Source organism: Kitasatospora sp. NPDC058406, from assembly GCF_042722765.1.
GTDB lineage: Bacteria > Actinomycetota > Actinomycetes > Streptomycetales > Streptomycetaceae > Kitasatospora.
The window spans coordinates 29235-45768 of sequence record NZ_JBHXKE010000042.1 but is presented as its reverse complement, the minus strand read 5'-3'; the positions used below and the strand labels follow the sequence as shown (position 1 = coordinate 45768).

18 protein-coding genes and 1 pseudogene are annotated in these 16534 nt (G+C 74.8%); 10 read left to right on the top strand and 9 right to left on the bottom strand.

The genetic code is table 11. The features are described 5' to 3' along the window. Nucleotides 1–293 precede the first annotated feature (293 nt). Nucleotides 294–1634 (bottom strand): hypothetical protein, encoded by a 1341-nt coding sequence (locus ACFWOG_RS11480; protein ID WP_380357083.1) that lies wholly within the window; start codon nt 1632–1634, stop codon nt 294–296. After that, complete coding sequence (locus tag ACFWOG_RS11475) at nt 1631–2335, bottom strand: RNA polymerase sigma factor (RefSeq protein ID WP_380357080.1); 705 nt, start codon at nt 2333–2335, stop codon at nt 1631–1633. The genes ACFWOG_RS11480 and ACFWOG_RS11475 overlap by 4 nt, the downstream gene beginning before the upstream one ends. Before the next feature lie 633 nt (nt 2336–2968). Between ACFWOG_RS11475 and ACFWOG_RS11470 the strand changes: the two genes are divergently transcribed. Together ACFWOG_RS11470 and ACFWOG_RS11465 are read left to right on the top strand one after the other, a co-directional pair. After that, nucleotides 2969–3703 (top strand): hypothetical protein, encoded by a 735-nt coding sequence (locus ACFWOG_RS11470; RefSeq protein ID WP_380357077.1) that lies wholly within the window; start codon nt 2969–2971, stop codon nt 3701–3703. A gap of 242 nt (nt 3704–3945) precedes the next feature. Further along, nucleotides 3946–4683 (top strand): tyrosine-protein phosphatase, encoded by a 738-nt coding sequence (locus tag ACFWOG_RS11465; RefSeq protein ID WP_380357074.1) that lies wholly within the window; start codon nt 3946–3948, stop codon nt 4681–4683. Between the two features lie 28 nt (nt 4684–4711). Here the strand turns inward: ACFWOG_RS11465 and ACFWOG_RS11460 are convergent, their stop codons facing one another. Then, the gene (locus ACFWOG_RS11460) at nt 4712–5284 is read right to left on the bottom strand and encodes a GNAT family N-acetyltransferase (protein ID WP_380357071.1); all 573 of its coding nucleotides are present in this window, start codon (nt 5282–5284) and stop codon (nt 4712–4714) included. 51 nt (nt 5285–5335) lie between these two features. Here ACFWOG_RS11460 and ACFWOG_RS11455 point away from each other — a divergent pair, with 51 nt between their 5' ends. From ACFWOG_RS11455 to ACFWOG_RS11445, 3 genes are all read left to right on the top strand, one after another. Next, complete coding sequence (locus ACFWOG_RS11455; RefSeq protein WP_355400625.1) at nt 5336–5782, top strand: GNAT family N-acetyltransferase; 447 nt, start codon at nt 5336–5338, stop codon at nt 5780–5782. 107 nt (nt 5783–5889) lie between these two features. Further along, nucleotides 5890–6597 (top strand): class I SAM-dependent methyltransferase, encoded by a 708-nt coding sequence (locus ACFWOG_RS11450; RefSeq protein ID WP_329952359.1) that lies wholly within the window; start codon nt 5890–5892, stop codon nt 6595–6597. Between the two features lie 186 nt (nt 6598–6783). After that, complete coding sequence (locus ACFWOG_RS11445) at nt 6784–7533, top strand: Clp protease N-terminal domain-containing protein (RefSeq protein ID WP_329885653.1); 750 nt, start codon at nt 6784–6786, stop codon at nt 7531–7533. Nucleotides 7534–7590: 57 nt separating this feature from the next. On the opposite strand, the gene ACFWOG_RS11440 is transcribed toward ACFWOG_RS11445, so the two are convergent. Continuing rightward, nucleotides 7591–8082: an NUDIX hydrolase gene (locus ACFWOG_RS11440; protein ID WP_329885654.1), complete on the bottom strand. Its 492-nt coding sequence runs from the start codon at nt 8080–8082 to the stop codon at nt 7591–7593. A gap of 197 nt (nt 8083–8279) precedes the next feature. Further along, nucleotides 8280–8717, bottom strand: a complete 438-nt coding sequence (locus ACFWOG_RS11435) for an SRPBCC domain-containing protein (protein ID WP_380357066.1) — start codon at nt 8715–8717, stop codon at nt 8280–8282. On the opposite strand from ACFWOG_RS11435, the pseudogene ACFWOG_RS11430 reads away from it, so the two are divergent. After that, nucleotides 8686–9084, top strand: a pseudogene (locus ACFWOG_RS11430) (hypothetical protein); the annotation flags it as partial. The gene ACFWOG_RS11435 and the pseudogene ACFWOG_RS11430 sit on opposite strands and share 32 nt — an antisense overlap. Nucleotides 9085–9267: 183 nt before the next feature. Here the strand turns inward: ACFWOG_RS11430 and ACFWOG_RS11425 are convergent. From ACFWOG_RS11425 to ACFWOG_RS11415, 3 genes are all read right to left on the bottom strand, one after another. Next, the gene (locus ACFWOG_RS11425) at nt 9268–10284 is read right to left on the bottom strand and encodes a sigma-70 family RNA polymerase sigma factor (protein ID WP_380357063.1); all 1017 of its coding nucleotides are present in this window, start codon (nt 10282–10284) and stop codon (nt 9268–9270) included. A gap of 293 nt (nt 10285–10577) precedes the next feature. Continuing rightward, on the bottom strand, nt 10578–10850 hold the full coding sequence (locus tag ACFWOG_RS11420; protein ID WP_355400633.1) for a hypothetical protein: 273 nt from the start codon (nt 10848–10850) through the stop codon (nt 10578–10580). Nucleotides 10851–11024: 174 nt separating this feature from the next. After that, the gene (locus ACFWOG_RS11415) at nt 11025–11291 is read right to left on the bottom strand and encodes a UBP-type zinc finger domain-containing protein (protein WP_329952365.1); all 267 of its coding nucleotides are present in this window, start codon (nt 11289–11291) and stop codon (nt 11025–11027) included. Between the two features lie 210 nt (nt 11292–11501). Here ACFWOG_RS11415 and ACFWOG_RS11410 point away from each other — a divergent pair, with 210 nt between their 5' ends. Then, a complete protein-coding gene (locus tag ACFWOG_RS11410) occupies nt 11502–14084 on the top strand; it encodes a lysylphosphatidylglycerol synthase domain-containing protein (protein WP_380357059.1) in 2583 nt (860 codons plus the stop codon). Between the two features lie 86 nt (nt 14085–14170). On the opposite strand, the gene ACFWOG_RS11405 is transcribed toward ACFWOG_RS11410, so the two are convergent. Beyond that, nucleotides 14171–14362: a hypothetical protein gene (locus ACFWOG_RS11405; protein ID WP_329885660.1), complete on the bottom strand. Its 192-nt coding sequence runs from the start codon at nt 14360–14362 to the stop codon at nt 14171–14173. A gap of 210 nt (nt 14363–14572) precedes the next feature. On the opposite strand from ACFWOG_RS11405, the gene ACFWOG_RS11400 reads away from it, so the two are divergent. From ACFWOG_RS11400 to ACFWOG_RS11390, 3 genes are all read left to right on the top strand, one after another. Further along, on the top strand, nt 14573–15121 hold the full coding sequence (locus ACFWOG_RS11400) for a carboxymuconolactone decarboxylase family protein (protein WP_380357056.1): 549 nt from the start codon (nt 14573–14575) through the stop codon (nt 15119–15121). A gap of 138 nt (nt 15122–15259) precedes the next feature. Further along, nucleotides 15260–15904: a class I SAM-dependent methyltransferase gene (locus ACFWOG_RS11395; protein ID WP_380357054.1), complete on the top strand. Its 645-nt coding sequence runs from the start codon at nt 15260–15262 to the stop codon at nt 15902–15904. Beyond that, a complete protein-coding gene (locus ACFWOG_RS11390) occupies nt 15901–16485 on the top strand; it encodes a TrmH family RNA methyltransferase (RefSeq protein ID WP_380357050.1) in 585 nt (194 codons plus the stop codon). Before ACFWOG_RS11395 ends, ACFWOG_RS11390 begins: the two co-directional genes overlap by 4 nt. Nucleotides 16486–16534 lie beyond the last annotated feature (49 nt).

Sequence of the window (16534 nt, the reverse complement as noted above, 5' to 3'; positions counted from 1 at the left end):
GGTGCGACGGGCGGCGGAGCACCGGCGTCGGCGGTCAGCGGGGCGGCGGGCCCGGCGGGGGGGGCCGGGCGGGGCGGGGGGGGGGGCCGGGTGGTGCGCCGGCGGGCCGGGCCGGGGCCGGGCCGGGTGGGCGGCGGGCACGGGGGAGCCGACCGGCCACCCGGAGTCTTCGGGTGGAGCTGGGTACTGCGGCGGAACGGGTCACGCGGGTGGAACGGGTGGTGCCGGGTGGGGCGGTCCGGATGGGCGGCGAGCCCGGGGGGATTCGCTCACCGCCCACCCGGAGTTCTGGGTCACCTCTCGGACGAGGCGTCGTCGGACCGGGTGTCGACCTTGTCGTCGGGTCGGCTGTCGGGTCGGCTGTCGGGGTCGGGTGTCGGACGGCCGGTGGCGGACCGGTCGGCCGGCGCGGACGCGGCCGTGGACGGGCCGCCCGGTGCGCCCGTGGACGGCGGGAGCGGTGCGGTCACGGGCGGGGTCACCGCGCCCGCGTCCGCCCTGCCCGTGTCGTTCCCCCCACCGGTACCACCGGCACCACCGTTGCCGCTGCCGCTGCCGCTGCCGGCACTGCCCCCGCGACCGTCCCCGGAACCTCCCGAGCCGCCCGAGCGGCCGCCGCGGTCGCGGTCGTCGTCGGAGCCCTTGCCGGATCCGTTCCCGCCGGGCTGCGGACGCGAGGAGGAGTTGCCCCGGCGATCGTCCTCCGACTTCCGGAGCACGTCCGCGCAGTAGGCCTCCACCTTCTCCGGCCCGCCCGCCGCCGCGATGAGCGCGTCGAACTGCGGGTCCTTGACCAGCTGACGCGGCCGCTCGCCCTTGCCCGCCCGGTCCGTGAAGCGCTTGCAGAGGGCGGCCGACACGCCCTGACCCGGCAGGCCCCGGCCCTCCGCGTCCGGCGAGGCCGACGTACCCGGAACCGCAGGACGGCCGGCCCCGGCGGACGGGCCGAAGGCGGTGGGGCCTTCGGACGGGACGCCGGAGGAGGTGCCGGACGACCCCGCGGACGAACCTGCGGACGACCCGGCGGAGGGGGCTGCGGAGGATCCGGCCGACGACCCGGCGGACGGACCCGCGGTGAGCGGCACGGGCGACGGCGTACCGGTCGCCGCTCCGGGCCGCACCGCCGAGGAGGACGACGGGCCCGCGCCGGTCGGCGCGACCGGACTGCGGCGCGGCTCGTCCGCGCCGCCGCCCAGCGCCGACGGCAGGTTGCCCGTGCCCGCCGCGACCGCGACCCCGCCGAGCGCCGTGGCGCCGAGCACGACGGCAGCGGCCTTCGTACTGAAGGCCCTCGTCAGCGCGGCGGTCGCCATCGTTCGTCTCCGGACGGGTGCGGGTACGGCAGGTGCGGCGGGCACTGCCGGAACAGGTGCGAGACGGGCCTCCCGGAACGCGGCCAGGGCCGCGGCCTCCCCGGCCAGTTCACCCTGCGTCGCCGGAGCCGCCGCAGCGGCGAGCACGCGGGCGACCTGCCCCGTCCGCCCGTCCTCGGGCGGCCTGGGGCCGGTGCGCGCGGTTCCGCCGTCCGGTCCGGTGAGCGAGGCGCCCTGCCCGGCCGACGGGCCTCCCACGGCACCGGAGAGCAGCTGCTCGGCGGTGTCACGGTCGATCCGACGGGGTCGGTTGGTGCTCATCTCATGTCCTTCAGCGTCGCGGCCCGGCGTTCTGTCACACCCTGCGGAGAACTTTTTTCGACCGGCGTCCCGGCGCCCTCCCGGACAGCCCTGCCGGTGCCCCCGCCCGTCCGGGCGGCGGGGATCCCCGGTCCGGCCGGCCCCGGCACGAAGGGCTGCTCCAGCAGCTTGGCGAGCCGCCGCAGCCCCCGGTGCGCGGCCATCCGGACGCTGCCCGACCGCTTGCCCAGGACCCGGGCGGCGCTCTCGGCGTCCAGTTCCATCACCACCCGGAGCATCACGGCTTCGGCCTGGTCCCGCGGCAGGCGGGCGATCAGCGCCAGAGCGTCCGAGGTGCCGACCGCGGTGAGGGCCGCACCGGCGGTGTCGTCCCCTGCGGCGAGCTCGGCCAGGTACTCGAACGGCAGGTCCGCGACCGGCCGGCGGCGCCGGGACCGCAGGTGGTCCAGCGCCCGGTTGCGCGCGATGGTGGCGGCCCACCCCCGGAAGCCGTCCCCGTCGCCGGAGAACGAGCGCAGGTCCCGGGCGATCTGCAGCCAGGCCTCGGAGGCGATGTCCTCGGCGTCCTGGGCGCCCTCGGGCCGACCGCCGACCAGCACGCCCAGGTAGCGGAGCAGACCCGGCTGAACGCTTCGGAACAACAGCCGGTAGGCCTCCTCGTCCCCGTCCTGCGCGGCCCGTACGGCCTCGGTCAGATCCACGGGGGAGGTGGCCGCGCGCGCGGGCGGGCCGGGCGGCGGGCCTGACGTCGTCACCGGGACGGACCGGCCGACGTGCCTGTCGGTGCCCGCTCCGGGGCGTTCTGCACTCTGCACCCGCCACATCATGCGCCATCCGGGCGAACAGCCGGCCGTGGCGGAGTCGGACCGTTACGCGGGGCCCGGGGAACGGGCGGGCACGGGTCCGGCGGGCGGTCCGTGACCGCGGCCGGGGGCGCCGGTCTGCCGGACCAAAGACATCCGGCCTTCGGGTCGAAGGTCCTGCCGCCCGCTGGCCTTGGCCCGCAGCGGTCGAAGCGGCCTCCTGCCTATGTTGTCAGTGGACGATCCATTCGGCCGGCCTCTCCCCGGCCCTCGGATCCCGGCCTTCGGATCCGGCCTCCGAACCCGGCGGCCGGCCCCGGCCGCCCGCTTCGGGCGGCCCGAGTCCGGCAGCCCGCACCCGCCCACCGCGCCGCCACCCCCTTCGCCCCGGCCGCCCTCCCCGGCCGCCGAGCCCCGCCTCCCCGGCCGCCGAGCCCTGCCTCCCCGCTGCGGCCCCCGCCGGAGTCCCGGCCCCTTCCGCCTCCCCACCGGCACCACCCGCCCGCCCGACACGACCGTTCAGGACCCGCCATGACGACCGCCCACGAGCTCTACGAGCGCGGGCTGCGCGACCACCTCGCCCCCGCCCTCCGCCTCCTCGGTCTCACCGGACGGCTCCGGACCTTCAGCCTCCCCGACGAGACCCACTGGGCGCTGCTCGGCCTGGTCGAGCAGCGGACCGAGGACCGGCTCCGCTACACCTTCGACCTGAGCCTGGTCGGCCGCGCCGACTGGGCCGGGGCCGCCTTCCCCGGCCCGCGTCCGGACCCGCGCGCCGTCTACGGCATCGAGGTCTGGCGGGCCCGGATCGGCGAGCTGATGCCGGTCGGCGAGGACGTCTGGTGGGAGGTGCTGCCCGGGCCGCGCTGGCGGGTCGCGCTGGACGACTCGGTGGCCGCCGTCCGGCACTACGGCCTTCCCGAGCTGCGCCGCCGTGCCGAGCGCGACCGGGGCGGCGAAGTCGGCGAGACCTACCTCTCCCCCGCCGAACTGGAGCAGGTCAACGCGACCCTGCTGACGGTCGCGGTCGCCCGGATCCAGCGCGCCGAGCTGGTCGACAAGGCACTCGTGCTCACGGGCGCGTGGACGAGGGCAGACGCGGCCGCCCGGACCGTCCTGCGGGGCGTCGCCCGGGGGTTCCTCTCGGCGGAGGACGAGCGCTTCCGCACCGTCCGCTGCCAGGACACGCTCGGGCGGCCGCTCTGGGACTTCGGCCCGGGCCTCGACCGGGGCACGGGCGGCGACGGGCGCCACCCGGAGCGGTGAGCCGACTCCCGCGCCGGTGAACAGCCCCGAAGGCAGCCTGCCGGTCGGCGCGGAGCCTCCGTCCGACCGCGGGGACCCGTCCCGCCGTCCCGTACTCCGGCCCGTCACTCTCGTCGATCACACCCCATCTGACGCCCCATCAGGCATACGATCGTCCGAACATCAGAGGAACCATCCGGACCCCCTGAGAGTCCATAGATAACGAGGGGGTAACGAGCCCCCGTTCGGGAAACGGGGAGCCAATGAGCCGGGCACACGCGCAGACCACCACCGAGGACCGCACCCTGGTCTGGGACGGCTGCCTCAACGTCCGCGACCTGGGCGGCCTCCGCACCACGACCGGCGCCCGCACCACCCGCCGCTCGATCACCCGGGCCGACAACCTGGACCGGCTCACCGCCGAGGGCTGGGACGCCCTCCTCGACCACGGCGTCCGCACCGTCGTCGACCTGCGCAACATCGAGGAGTACAAACCGCTCCTCCCGCTCCCGGAGGGCGTCGAGCTGATCCGCGTACCGCTGGACGAACTCGCCGGCCCCGCCTGGTGGGAGGCGTACGGACACCTCGACGGCACCCCCCTGGCGCTGCGCCCCTACCTGGACCACTGCCCGCACGCCGCAGCCGAGTTGATCACCACGATCGCCGGCGCCCGCCCCGGCGGCCTCGTCGTGCACTGCGGCGCCGGCCGCGACCGGACCGGCCTGGCCGCCCTGCTGCTGCTCGCCCTGGCCGGCGTCGAGCCCGCCGAGATCGTCACCGACTACCTGCTGAGCGCGCCCAACGTCCGCCCGCTGTACGGCATGCTCGGCCTCCCGGACCAGTACCGCCGCATCGACGCGGTGCTCGCCGAAGCCGGCACCACCGCCGAGGACGCCCTGCACGCCACTCTCGACGACTTCGACCCCGTGCCGTACCTGCTGGCCGCAGGCGTCGACCCGTCCGACCTCACCGCCGCCCGGGACCGTCTGATCACCATCTGAATCTGACGCCCCGCCATCCCGGCCTGCTCTACCAGAGCCTGTCGATCTCACCGGGGTAGAGGCCGATCCGGGCACCGGCAAAGTCCGCCCGGTGCCGCCGGGCGCGCCCGGTCAGGAACGCCGCCATGGTCAGCTTGTCGAACCCCTCCCGATCGCTCGGGAAGGGCCGCTCGACCGTCCCGCCGACCAGCACCGCACCCGGGAGCAGCTCCCAGCCCGCCCCCTCGTAGAAGGTCCGGAGCTCCCGGTCGCAGGTGAAGAGCCCGAGATCCGCGCCGCTCTCCTCGATCGCCGCACGGGCCGCGACCACCAGTCGCCGCCCGTACCCGCGACCCCGCAGGGCCCGGTCGGTGACCACCGCACTCAGCCCGCTCGCCGCGTACGTCCGACCGGCGTGGTCCAGCGACTTGGAGAGCACGTCGAGCGCGGCCACCACCCGGTCGCCGTCCAGCAGCAGCATCGACCGCGGACGCAACACCGGGTCGTGCACCGGCTCGGCCGACGGGCCGGGCGGCCCGGGCCAGACCTGGTCCTGCAACTCGGCCACCTGGAGCTTCAGTTCGCGAGGCACCTCGGCCTCCGCCAGAGTGACCGTCCGCATCACCGCTCCTCCGATCGACCGGCCCGGACGCCGCTCTGGCAGACTCCGGGCGTGATTCTCCGCACCGCGACCCGCCAGGACCTGCCCGCCGTCATCGCCCTCCTCGTCGACGAGGAGGGCGTGACCGACCCTGCCGAGGTCCGGGTCGACGAAGCCTACGCCCGCGCCTTCGCGGAGGTGGACGCCGACGCCCGCAACGAGATGCTGGTGCTCGACGAGGGCGACGGCACGGTGATCGGCTACCTCCAGCTGACCTACATCCCCGGCCTCGGCCGGGGCGGCGCGGAACGCGCACTGATCGAGGGCGTCCGGGTGCGGGCCGACCGGCGGGGTGCGGGCCTCGGACACGAGCTGTTGACCGAGGCGGTCGCCCGGGCCCGCGCGCGCGGCTGCACCCTCGTCCAGCTGACCAGCGACAAGCGCCGCACCGGGGCGCACCGGTTCTATGCCTCGCTCGGCTTCGAACGCAGCCACGACGGGTTCAAGCTGGCCCTCTGAGCGGCGAGTTGCGCCCCTCGCGCCCCGTCGCCGAGCCATGGCCGGGTCCGCGACCGGCCCCGATAATCGTTCGCGGCCGACCGGCGCCGCCGACGATACTGCCCGACATGGTGCACTTCTCCGACTTCGACACCCGCAACTACCCCACCGTGGACGTCAGGACCGGCTACGCCCAGTGGGTGGCCACGTACGAGCAGACCGTCGAGGACGCGATGGACCTCGCCGTACTCGACCGCCTCACCACTCCGGCCTGGCCGGAGGTCGGCCGCGCGGCCGACCTCGGCTGCGGCACCGGCCGCACGGGCGCCTGGCTGCGCGCCCGGGCCACGGACGGCCTGGTGCTCGACGGGGTGGACCTCACCCCCGAGATGCTCGCGGCGGCCCGGGAGCGGGGCGCCCACGACAGCCTCACCGAGGGCGACGTCGCCGCCACCGGCCTGGCGGAGGGCGGGTACGACCTGGTCATCTCCTCGCTGATCGACGAGCACCTCGCCGACCTCGGCCCGTACTACCGCGAGGCCTGGCGGCTGGCCCGTCCGGGCGGCCGCTGCGTGCTGGTGGGCCTGCACCCGTACTTCATCATGGCGGCCGGCATGCCGACCCACTTCACCGGTGAGGGCGGCGCCGACATCGCCATCACCACCCACGTCCACCTGGTGTCGGACCACCTCACCGCCGGCCTGGCGGCCGGCTGGACGCTGGTCGAGATGGCGGAGGCGGTCGTGGACGACGAGTGGATCGCGCTCAAGCCGAAGTGGGAGAAGTACCGCAGCCACCCGGTCTCGGCGGCGTACGTCTGGGAGAAGCGGGCCTGAGTCCCGGCGGAACCGGCGGGCGGGCAGCCGGGGCACACGGGCCGAGCAAGGTAGGTAGGCAGGTAGGACAGGTAGGACAGGTAGGACAGGTAGGCAGGCAGGTCGGGGAGACGGTCGGAGGACACAACTCGCAGGATCGTCAACCATCGGTTGACGATCCTGCAACGACAACCTAAGGTTGACGCTATGGAGAATCCGATCGTTCCCAAGACCACTCCGCTGCGTCTCGACGACCTGATCGACGCGATCAAGAAGATCCACACCGACGCGCTCGACCAGCTCGCCGACGCGGTCATCGCCGCCGACCACCTCGACGAGCTGGCCGACCACCTCATCGGCCACTTCGTCGACCAGGCCCGTCGCTCCGGGGCCTCCTGGACCGACATCGGCCACAGCATGGGCGTCAGCAAGCAGGCCGCCCAGAAGCGCTTCGTCCCCAAGGACCCGGCCACCCCCGCCGACCTCGACCCGAGCCAGGGATTCGGCCGGTTCACCGACCGGGCCCGCAAGGTCGTGATGGCGTCCCAGGAGGAGGCCCGTCGGGCCGGCAACGCCGAGATCGGTGCCGGACACCTGCTGCTCGGCCTGCTCGCCGAACCGGACGGCCTGGCCGTCCGGGCCCTCGCCGGCCAGGGCATCACCCCGGAGGCCGTCCGGACCGCGACGGCGGCGGTGCTGCCGGCCGCCGCCGCCGAGGTGCCGGCGCTCATCCCGTACGACGCCCAGGGCAAGAAGGCGCTGGAACTGACGTTCCGCGAAGCGCTGAAGCTCGGTCACAACTACGTCGGCACCGAGCACATCCTGCTGGCGCTGCTGGAGCTGGAGAACGGCGCCGGCGTGCTCAACGACCTCGGTGTCGGGAAGCCGGAGACCGAGGCCTTCATCACCGACCTCCTCGCCGCGTTCATCGCGTCGAGCGCCACCGACCAGGGGTGACCGGAGCGTTCCGGGGCCCCGGGACAGGCGGGGCCCCGGAACCCCCGGTGCGCGGACTCAGAATCCCGACACGTGGGTGGTGATGATCCGCACGCGCCCGTCGGCCGCCGCCTCCACCGCCGCGCGGAGGCGCAACGACCGCGCCGGACCGAGCAGTTCGAGCGCCTCCTCGTCGTCGGCCCAGCGGTGGTCGTCCAGTTCACCGGCCGGGACGGTCACGGGGGTGCCGTCCGGGACGGTGCCGAAGTCGAAGAGGAAGTGCTGGGCCGGGTGGTCGAGTTCGTCCGATGCGTGGGTCCAGGAGATGGCCAGCAGGTCACCGGCCCGGCGGACGATCCCGGTCTCCTCCTCCAGCTCACGGGCCGCGCACTCGACCGGCCCCTCACCGAGGTCGATCGTCCCGCCCGGGAACTGCCAGTACTCCCGGTACCCGGCCTTGACGATCAGGATCCGTCCGGACTCGTCCCGCAGGACGCACCCCGCCGCCGCGTAGATCCGGGGCAGTGACGCCAACCACTCTTCACGGGACTTCAACGGCTCGGCCGCCACGGCGGACCTCCTCCGGCTCAGGGGACGACTGCGCCCACTCTGCCATCCCGCCCCGCCGCAGGCAGCCTCAGACCGTCACGGGCGTTCGCGGACGCGGTCGGAGACGAGGCCGGCGGGAGCGGCCGGCAGGCGTGGCCGGCGGGAGCGGGCCTCGGGGGTCCGCGGTGGCCCGCCGTGGCCCGGAGCGCCGTTGCGGGTCAGCTCCGGGCCACGAGGTGCTCCACCAGGCGGTCGAAGCTGGAGTTGAGGCCCGCCTCGGCCTCCGGGCCGAGGTACATCTCCGGGACGTCGCGCTGCTGCATGACCACCTTGGTGCGGCCTTCGCCCAGGTCGACGAAGGTGAGGCTGCCCGTCATCCCGATGCCGTCCTCGACGAACTCCAGCAGCTCGCCCTCCCGGATCGCCGTGATCGTGCCCCGGACCGGGTAGCGGTCGCCCGTCTCCTCGATCACCATCGTGCTGTCGAACCGCCCGCCGACCTTCGGCTCGATGGTCACGGTGTCCAGCGGCACGTGGGTGCCGACCGGACCCCAGAAGCGGACGAACTGCTCGGGCTCGACGTACGCCCGGAAGACGTCCGCCGGGGTGGCGGGCAGCTCGCGGATGATGGTCAGCTCGCCCAGGTTCTCGCTCATGTCGTTTCCTCTGCTGTGTTCCGCCGCGTTGTGCGGCTCGGTGTCGCGCTCTCGAAGGGGTAGACCGGACCACCGCACGGAACTCATCGCTCCTCGGCGAACTTCTTCGAGAATTTTCGGGAATCCTCCCGACCGGCCGATGAGCCGGGAGCGCAGCACCGGTCTCACCTACGTGAACACCCGACCCAGCACCGGACCCACGGCCGGACCGACCACCACGCGCCAGGTCACCTGTGACCTCGGCGCCCTGCCCGCCCCCGACCTCGCCGTCGTGGACGCCCTCGCCCGGCTCCGGCTCGCCGCCGCCCGGCAGGGCGTCGGTCTGTCCCTGCGGAACGCGAGCGGCCCTCTGCGGGAACTGCTCGCGTTCAGCGGGCTGGCCGCCGTCCTCCCCACCCAGGCACCTACCGACGCCCCCGGGACCACGGAGGCCACGGAAGCCGTGACCGCCACGGCCCCGCCCGGCGACCTCCCGTTCCTGGTCCCCGACCGGCTGCCCGGCCCGATCCCCGAACCGCAGCCCGGGCAGCTGACGGATCTGCCGCCGTGGCTACCGCCCGATCTCCCCGCCGATCTCCTGGCCGATCTCCTGACCGGCCTCCAGCCGGGGCGGCAGGCCGAACAGCGGGAAGAGCGTGTCGGTGTCGAGGAAGTTGGTGAGCCCCGCGATCCGGCCCGCTGAAACGTCCAGCACGATCAGTGCCCACGGCTCGTGGCCGCCCTCCGGGCTCGGCCGGTACTGCCCGAAGGCCGGGCTGCCGTTGGCCACCACCGGCACCAGCCGGGAGCCCCGGCAGCCGTGGCCCGGGCCGAGCATCCACTCGCGGATGTCCGTGTGCCCGGTCAGCCACAGCGCGTACGGCGGCATGTTGAGCGTGACGTCCTCGTGCAGCAGCGCGGCCAGCCCGTCCATGTCGTAGGCCTCGAAGGCGCTGACGTACCGGGCGAGCAGCGCGCGGTGGTCCTCGTCCAGCACGGGCGCCGGGCGGGCGGCGGCGGTGTCGGCGGCGAGGGTGGCGCGCGCCCGCTGGAGCGCGCTGTTCACCGAGGCGACGGTCACGCCGAGCAGTTCGGCGACCTCGCCGGCCTTCCAGGCGAGCACCTCGCGCAGGATCAGCACCGCCCGCTGGCGGGGCGCCAGCCGCTGGAGCACGGCGACGAAGGCCAGCCGCACCGACTCCCGCTGGGCGGCCACCTCGGCCGGGTCCCCGGTCTCGGGCACCACCCGGCCGTCCGGCGCCGGGCCGATCCAGGTGACCTCGGGCAGCTGGGCATCGGTCGCGGTGGCCACGGTGGACGGGCCGGCCAGGTCCATCGGACGGGCCCGGCCGTTGCGGCCGTTCAGCGCGTCGAAGCAGACGTTGGTGGCGATCCGGTACAGCCACGACCGCAGGGCCGCCCGGCCCTCGAAACCCCGGTACCCGCGCCAGGCCCGGACCATGGTCTCCTGCACCGCGTCCTCGGCCTCGAAGACGGAGCCGAGCATGCGGTAGCAGTATCCGGTCAGCTCCGTCCGGTGCCGCTCCAGCTGGAGCTCGACCGGCTCCTCCGTCATCAGGTCGGCCATCGCCCTGCCCCCGTCCCACACCGTTTCCGGCCCTGCCGGTGATCGGCACGAACGTATCGCAGACCACCGACACCGGCCGTCGCGACCGGGGCGTCGACGGCTCCGGCCTCGCCGACGCTTCGGTCGCCCACCCCGAACGGACGGCGGCGGGGCGGGAGCCGTCGTGCGGCTCCCGCCCCGGTGGAGGACGGAACGGCCGACGAACCGACGCACGGTCCGCATCCGGCCGGCCCGTGACCGGCGCGCGCGGCCGAACGCGATCAGCGCGCGATCAGTGCGCGATCAGTGCGCGATCAGTGCGCCGAGTGCTTCTCGGCCCCACGGTGCCGGTGGCCCTTGAGCTCGGCGTGCTGCGCGGGTGCGGATTGCACGGACCCCGTCCGGATGTCCCGGCCGCCGTGCCGGAAGGCCGCGTCACCTCCGTACGCGCCGCCGGCTCCCGCCGCGGCGCCGGTGCGCGGGCTCGGTGGGGACGTCATCGGGGTCGTCGCCATGCCCCGGCGTTCCAGCAGCTCCTGGGTTCCCCTGCGGAGCTTGTCGGTGCTGCCCGGTGTTCGCTTGGTCATCGTCGGCCTCCCATCGGCGGTGGCCGGCCGGGTGTCGGCCGGAGGGACCGCACGGGCGTTATGTCCCGATTATGGCCGAGTTACACCTGGGAGTTCGTTCCGGTGTCCGGGCGGGGAACCGTCGGCACCGCCCCCCGGCGGCGGACCCTGAACCGCACACCCCGCACCACCGCCTCAGCCCATCACCTCGTGGACGTAGCACCAACGCCAGTCCTCACCCGGCTCGTACGAGCGGATCACCGGGTGGGAACTGTTGTGGAAGTGCGAGGTGGCGTGGCGCTGCGGCGAGAAGTCGCAGCAGCCGATGTGGCCGCAGTCCAGGCAGACCCGCAGATGCACCCAGTCCCGACGGCCCTCGGCGAGACAGTCGGAGCAGCCGTCCGCGGGCGGGAGGGGCGCGATGTCCCGGGGTGCGGCGGCGAGGTCTTCGCAGGCACTCATGGACGCAGAGTAGTGACGACCGCCCCGGACCGCGCCCCGAGACACGCTGCACTCCGCACCCGCCCCGCCCCGCCGCAGACCGCCCCGGACACGGACACGGACCGCCGGCCGGTCCGCCACCCACCCGGCCCCGCCTCCCACACCGGACCACGCCCGGCACCCCCGCCCGGCGGCCGACCCCGGCGTGGGAGCATGCCAACCGTGGTGGACGTGACGGGGAGAACGAACAGCGACACCGGTGGCACCCCCACCGCCGAGGGGGCCGACCAGGCGCCGACGAGCAGCGCCGGGGCCCCGCCCGACCTTCCGGGCATCGCGGGCACCGGCCGGGTCCGGCAGCCCGTGGCGCTGATCCGTCTGCTCGTCGGCCTGGGCGCGATCACCCTCACCCTCCTGCTCGCCGACTACGCCCGCGCGACCACCGGCGGCATCGCCGCCGACGTCGCCCAGGTCGCCGAGCTGGTACCGCCCCCGCTCGCCGGCATCGCCGCCGGACTCACCACCGCCGCCCTCCTGCTGGTCCCCGCCTACTCGGCGACCCGGCGGCTGCTCGGTGCGGTGCCCGACCGCCGGCACGTCCTCCAGCACCTCGCCGACGGTCTGCTGGCCGCCGTCCTCGCGTACGGCGTCTCGCTCGTCATCGATCTCTGGATCGACGGCCCCGCCCCGTTCTCCCTGGTCTCCGCGCTGACCCAGCCCCTGCCCGGCGACGCCCTCGCCCGCACCGAACCGGTGTACGGCTACCTCGCTCCCGTCCTCGCCTTCCTCACCGCGTCCGGAGCGCGCGAACGACGGGTGCCCCGAGCCGTCCTCACCCTCTCCGGACTCGCCGGGCTCGCCGGCGGCTTCGCCACCCCGATCGCCCTGCTGCTCGGACTGCTGATCGGCTGGACGGCCGCCCACGGCACCCGCTACGCCGTCGGCACCCCGGACCCCCGGCCCCGGCCGGCGCAGCTCCTGCACACCCTGCGCGAGGCGGGCCTGCGCCCGGTCGCCGCCGTCCCGGCCGGCCCCGACCGCTACCTCGTCCACCAGGAGGCCGGCCGCCCCGACCTCGACGTCCAGGTGCTCGACCGGCAGGCGGTCACCGCCGCCCTGGTGCAACGGGCCTGGCGCCGGCTGCGCCTGCGCACCGCCCCGCACCCGCGGGCGCTGCGCTCGCTCCGCACCGGCCTGGAACACGAGGCACTGGTCTCGTACGCGGCCGTCGCCGCCGGGGTCCGCACCTGCCGGATCGCCGCCACCGCCGAACTCGGCCGGGACACCGCACTCGTCGCGTACGAGCGTCTGCCCGGCCGCACCCTCGACCTGCTCGCCGACGACGAGGTCACCGACGCGCTGCTCGTCGACGCCTGGCGCCAGCTCGCCCTGCTCCAGCGGCGCGAGATCTCCCACCGGGCGCTGGTCCCGTCCGCGCTGCTGGTCGACGGGGCCGGCTCGGTGCACCTGGTGGACTTCGCGGACGGCGACATCGCGGCGAGCGACCTCGTCCTGCGCTGTGACATCGCCCAGCTGCTCACCACCCTCGCACTGCGCACCGGCGCCGAACGCTCGGTCCGGGCCGCGGTCGCGGTACTCGGCCCGGACGCGGTCGGCGCGGCCCTCCCGCTGCTGCAACCGATCGCCCTGTCCCGCAGCACCCGGCACGCCCTCAAGCAGTCCTCCGCCCTCGCCGACTGCACACCGGCCCCGGCGGCCGTCCCGCCCCAGCGCCCCGCGCCGGACACAGCGGGCACGCCCGGCGCGCCCGACACGGACGGCGCGCCCGCCGCGGCGACGCCTCCCGACCTGCTCGACGCCATCCGCACCGAGGTGCTCCGCACCCGGCCGCAGGCACCGGTCCGCCCGGTCAAGCTGGAGCGGCTGCGTCCCCGCACCCTCCTCGCGGTCGGCGGCGGCGTGGTGGCCGGCTGGCTGCTGCTGCCCCAGTTCTTCGCCACCGAACAGAACCCGATCGCCGCCGTCGTCGATGCCGATCCGCTCTGGCTCGTCCTCGCCCTGCTCGCCGCGGCCGCCAGCCACGTCATGTCGGCGATGGGGTTCGTCGGCTTCGTCCCGGAGCGGCTGGACTTCCGCAACGCGGTGCTCGCCCAGGTCGCCGGCTCGTTCGTGAAGCTGGTCTCCCCCGGCGGGGTGGGCGGCGTCGCCCTGAACATCCGCTTCCTCCAACGGGCCGGCATCCCGACCCCCCAGGCGGTGTCCAGCGTCGGCGTGGGCCAGCTCCTCGGCCTGGTGCTGCACCTGCTGCAGCTGGGCGCCTTCGTCTACCTGCTGGGGCTGGAACCCGGTGGCTCCGAGCTGGACGCCCTGCCCGCCGTGGTCGGCGGCCTCGTCGGGGCGGCCGTGCTGCTGGCCGGGGTGTCCACCGTGCCGCCGGCCCGGCGGTGGCTGGCCGCCAGGCTGCGTCCGCTGACCGCCGAGGTCCTGCCCCGGCTGCTGGAGCTGCTCCGCAACCCGGGGCGGCTGGCGGTCGGGATCACCGGCCAGCTGCTGGTCTCGATCTCGCTGGTCGCCTGCCTGTACTGCTGTGCCCGGGCGGTCGGGCGGGAGCCGGCCTTCGCCTCGGTCGCGGTGGTGTTGCTGATCGGCAACGCGGCCGGCAGCGCGGCGCCGACCCCGGGCGGGGCCGGCGTCGTGGACAGTGCGCTGGTGGCGCTGCTGGAGCACACCGCGTCGATGGAGGAGGGCGGGGCACTGGCCGCCGTCGCGCTCTACCGGCTGCTCACCCTCGTCCTGCCGGTGCTGCCCGGCTGGGCCGCGTTCACCTGGCTGCAGCGCCGCCGGGCCCTGTAGCACCGACCGCCGGGCCCGGCCGTCCCTGACCTCCGACCGGCGCCGGCCCGGCTTCCGGGCGCCCCGGCGCGCGCTCCGGTGAGCGGCTACTCCCGGTACTCGTCCTCGTCGAGCTGTACCACCCGGCTCTGCTCGGCGACGTCCGCGACGTCGGTGGCCGGGTCCGCGCCGAGTGCCCGGCGCTCCGCGAGCTCGTCGTACTCGTCCTCCTCCACCTCTTCGTCCGGCTCCACGGCCTCGGCGACCTCGTCCAGGTAGTCCTCGTGGTTCTGCGGCATGACGTCCGTCCTCGCTGCTCGGAGGCTCCCTCGGGTCCGGTGGGGGTACTGGAAGTATCCGCCGCCGGGCGCCCGGGCGCGACGCGCCGCCCGCCGACCGGCGTACGTCCGCGGCCGCTGCGGGCCCGCCCGGCGGTGGCGGATTGACCCGCGAAAGAGACCTGTGAATGCACCATGAACGGGGTTCACCCGCTCCCTAGGCTCATCGCCATGACGACGAACACGACCACGAACGCCGCGCAGACCCGGACCCGGGACCAGCCCCAGCCCCAGGACCAGGTCCGGACCCGGACCCGGACCCACGAGGAGCACCCGCCTGCCGGCCGCCTCGACTACGCCCGCACCGTCCCCAAGGTCTTCCGCGCGATGATCGCCCTGGACGCCGCGGCCCGGGAGGGCCTCGACCCGGCCCTGGTCGAGCTGGTCCAGGTCCGCTCCTCCCAGCTCAACGGCTGCGCCTACTGCCTCGACATGCACATCAGGGACGCCCGCAAGGCCGGTGAGAGCGACGAGCGGATCTACCTGCTCCCGGTCTGGCACGAGGCCCCGGAGGGTGTCTACAGCGACCGCGAGCGCGCCGCCCTGGCGCTGGCCGAGGAGATCACCCACATCGGCGGCGGCGTCTCCGACGCGGTGTACGGGCGGGCCGCCGCACTGTTCGAGGAGAAGGAACTCGCCCAGCTCATCTCGCTCTGCTTCACGATCAACGCCTGGAACCGGATCAACGTGGCCACCCGCAAGGCCCCGGGCACCCGGTAGCCGCCGGCCGCGCCACCGGCACCCCCGCCCTCGGGGAGAACGGGTCACAGGCCGCCGGGGGTACGATCGGTGCCGTACCAGCAGGGCTTACCCACACCTCCCGGTGGCCCCGAGGCCCATACGAACGACGGGGAAATCATGTCCGGCTCGCACTACTTCACCGGTGCACCCGAGGTCGCCAGCGAACGCCGCCCGATCACGATCACCCTGCCGGACCTCACCCTGGAACTGACCACCGACGCGGGCGTCTTCTCCCGCACTCGGCTGGACCCGGGCACCCGGATCCTGCTGGAGCACGCGCCCCCGCCCCGGGTGCGCGGCCCGATCCTGGACATCGGCTGCGGCTACGGCCCGATCGCCCTGACCTGGGCCAGCCGGCGCAAAAGGCTGCCGGTCTGGGCGGTCGACGTCAACACCCGCGCGCTGGAGCTGGTCCGGTTGAACGCCGAGGCGCTGCGGCTGGGCAACGTGCAGGCCGCACTGCCCGAGGAGGTCCCCGCCGACCAGCGGTTCGCGGCGATCTACTCCAACCCGCCGATCCGGATCGGCAAGACCGCGCTGCGCAGCCTGCTGGAGCAGTGGATCGGCCGGCTGACCCCGGACGGCTCGGCGTTCCTGGTGGTCCAGAAGCACCTGGGCTCGGACTCTCTGCAGCAGTGGCTGAACGACCAGGGCTACCCGACCACCCGCGTCACGTCGGTGAACGGGTTCCGGATTCTTGAAGCGCGGCCCCGCCCGACGGCGGGCGAGGGCCCCGAGAGTGGACGAGGTACGACGTCGTGAAGCAGCTCCGCGGGACCGAACTGAAGCGGCTGCACCGCCAGTGGCGGCGTGGCAACGAGTTCCGGCTCGCGATGATCCTCGAAAACCTGCAGTCGCCGTTCAACGTCGGCTCGATCGTGCGGACCGCCTCCGCGATGGGTGCGGAGAAGCTGTACCTCAGCGGCGACACCCCGTCGGTGCGGTCGGCGGGTGCGCAGAAGGCCGCGATGGGTACCGACAAGTACCTGAAGGTCGAGTACTTCCCGACGATCGCCGAGGCCGTGGCCGCGGCGAAGGGCGACGGCTTCAAGGTCGTCGGGCTGGAGCTGGCGGACGAGGCGGTGCCGATGTTCGCCGCCGAGCTGACCCCGGCGGTCGCCTTCGTGCTGGGCCACGAGGACCGCGGTGTGACGGCGGACGCGCTGGCGCTCTGCGACCAGGTGGTGTTCGTGCCGCAGCTGGGCCGGGTCGGCTCGCTGAACGTCTCCGCCGCCGCGACGGTCGCCTGCTACGAGGCGCGCCGCCAGGGGTACGCGATCACCGGAGCCCCGGACGGCTCCGACGCGGGCGGTCCCGACGAGGGCGACCTCGGCGACGACTGACCGCCACGACCGACCCGCCGCCGGCGGGAGGAGACGCCCCCTCCCGCCG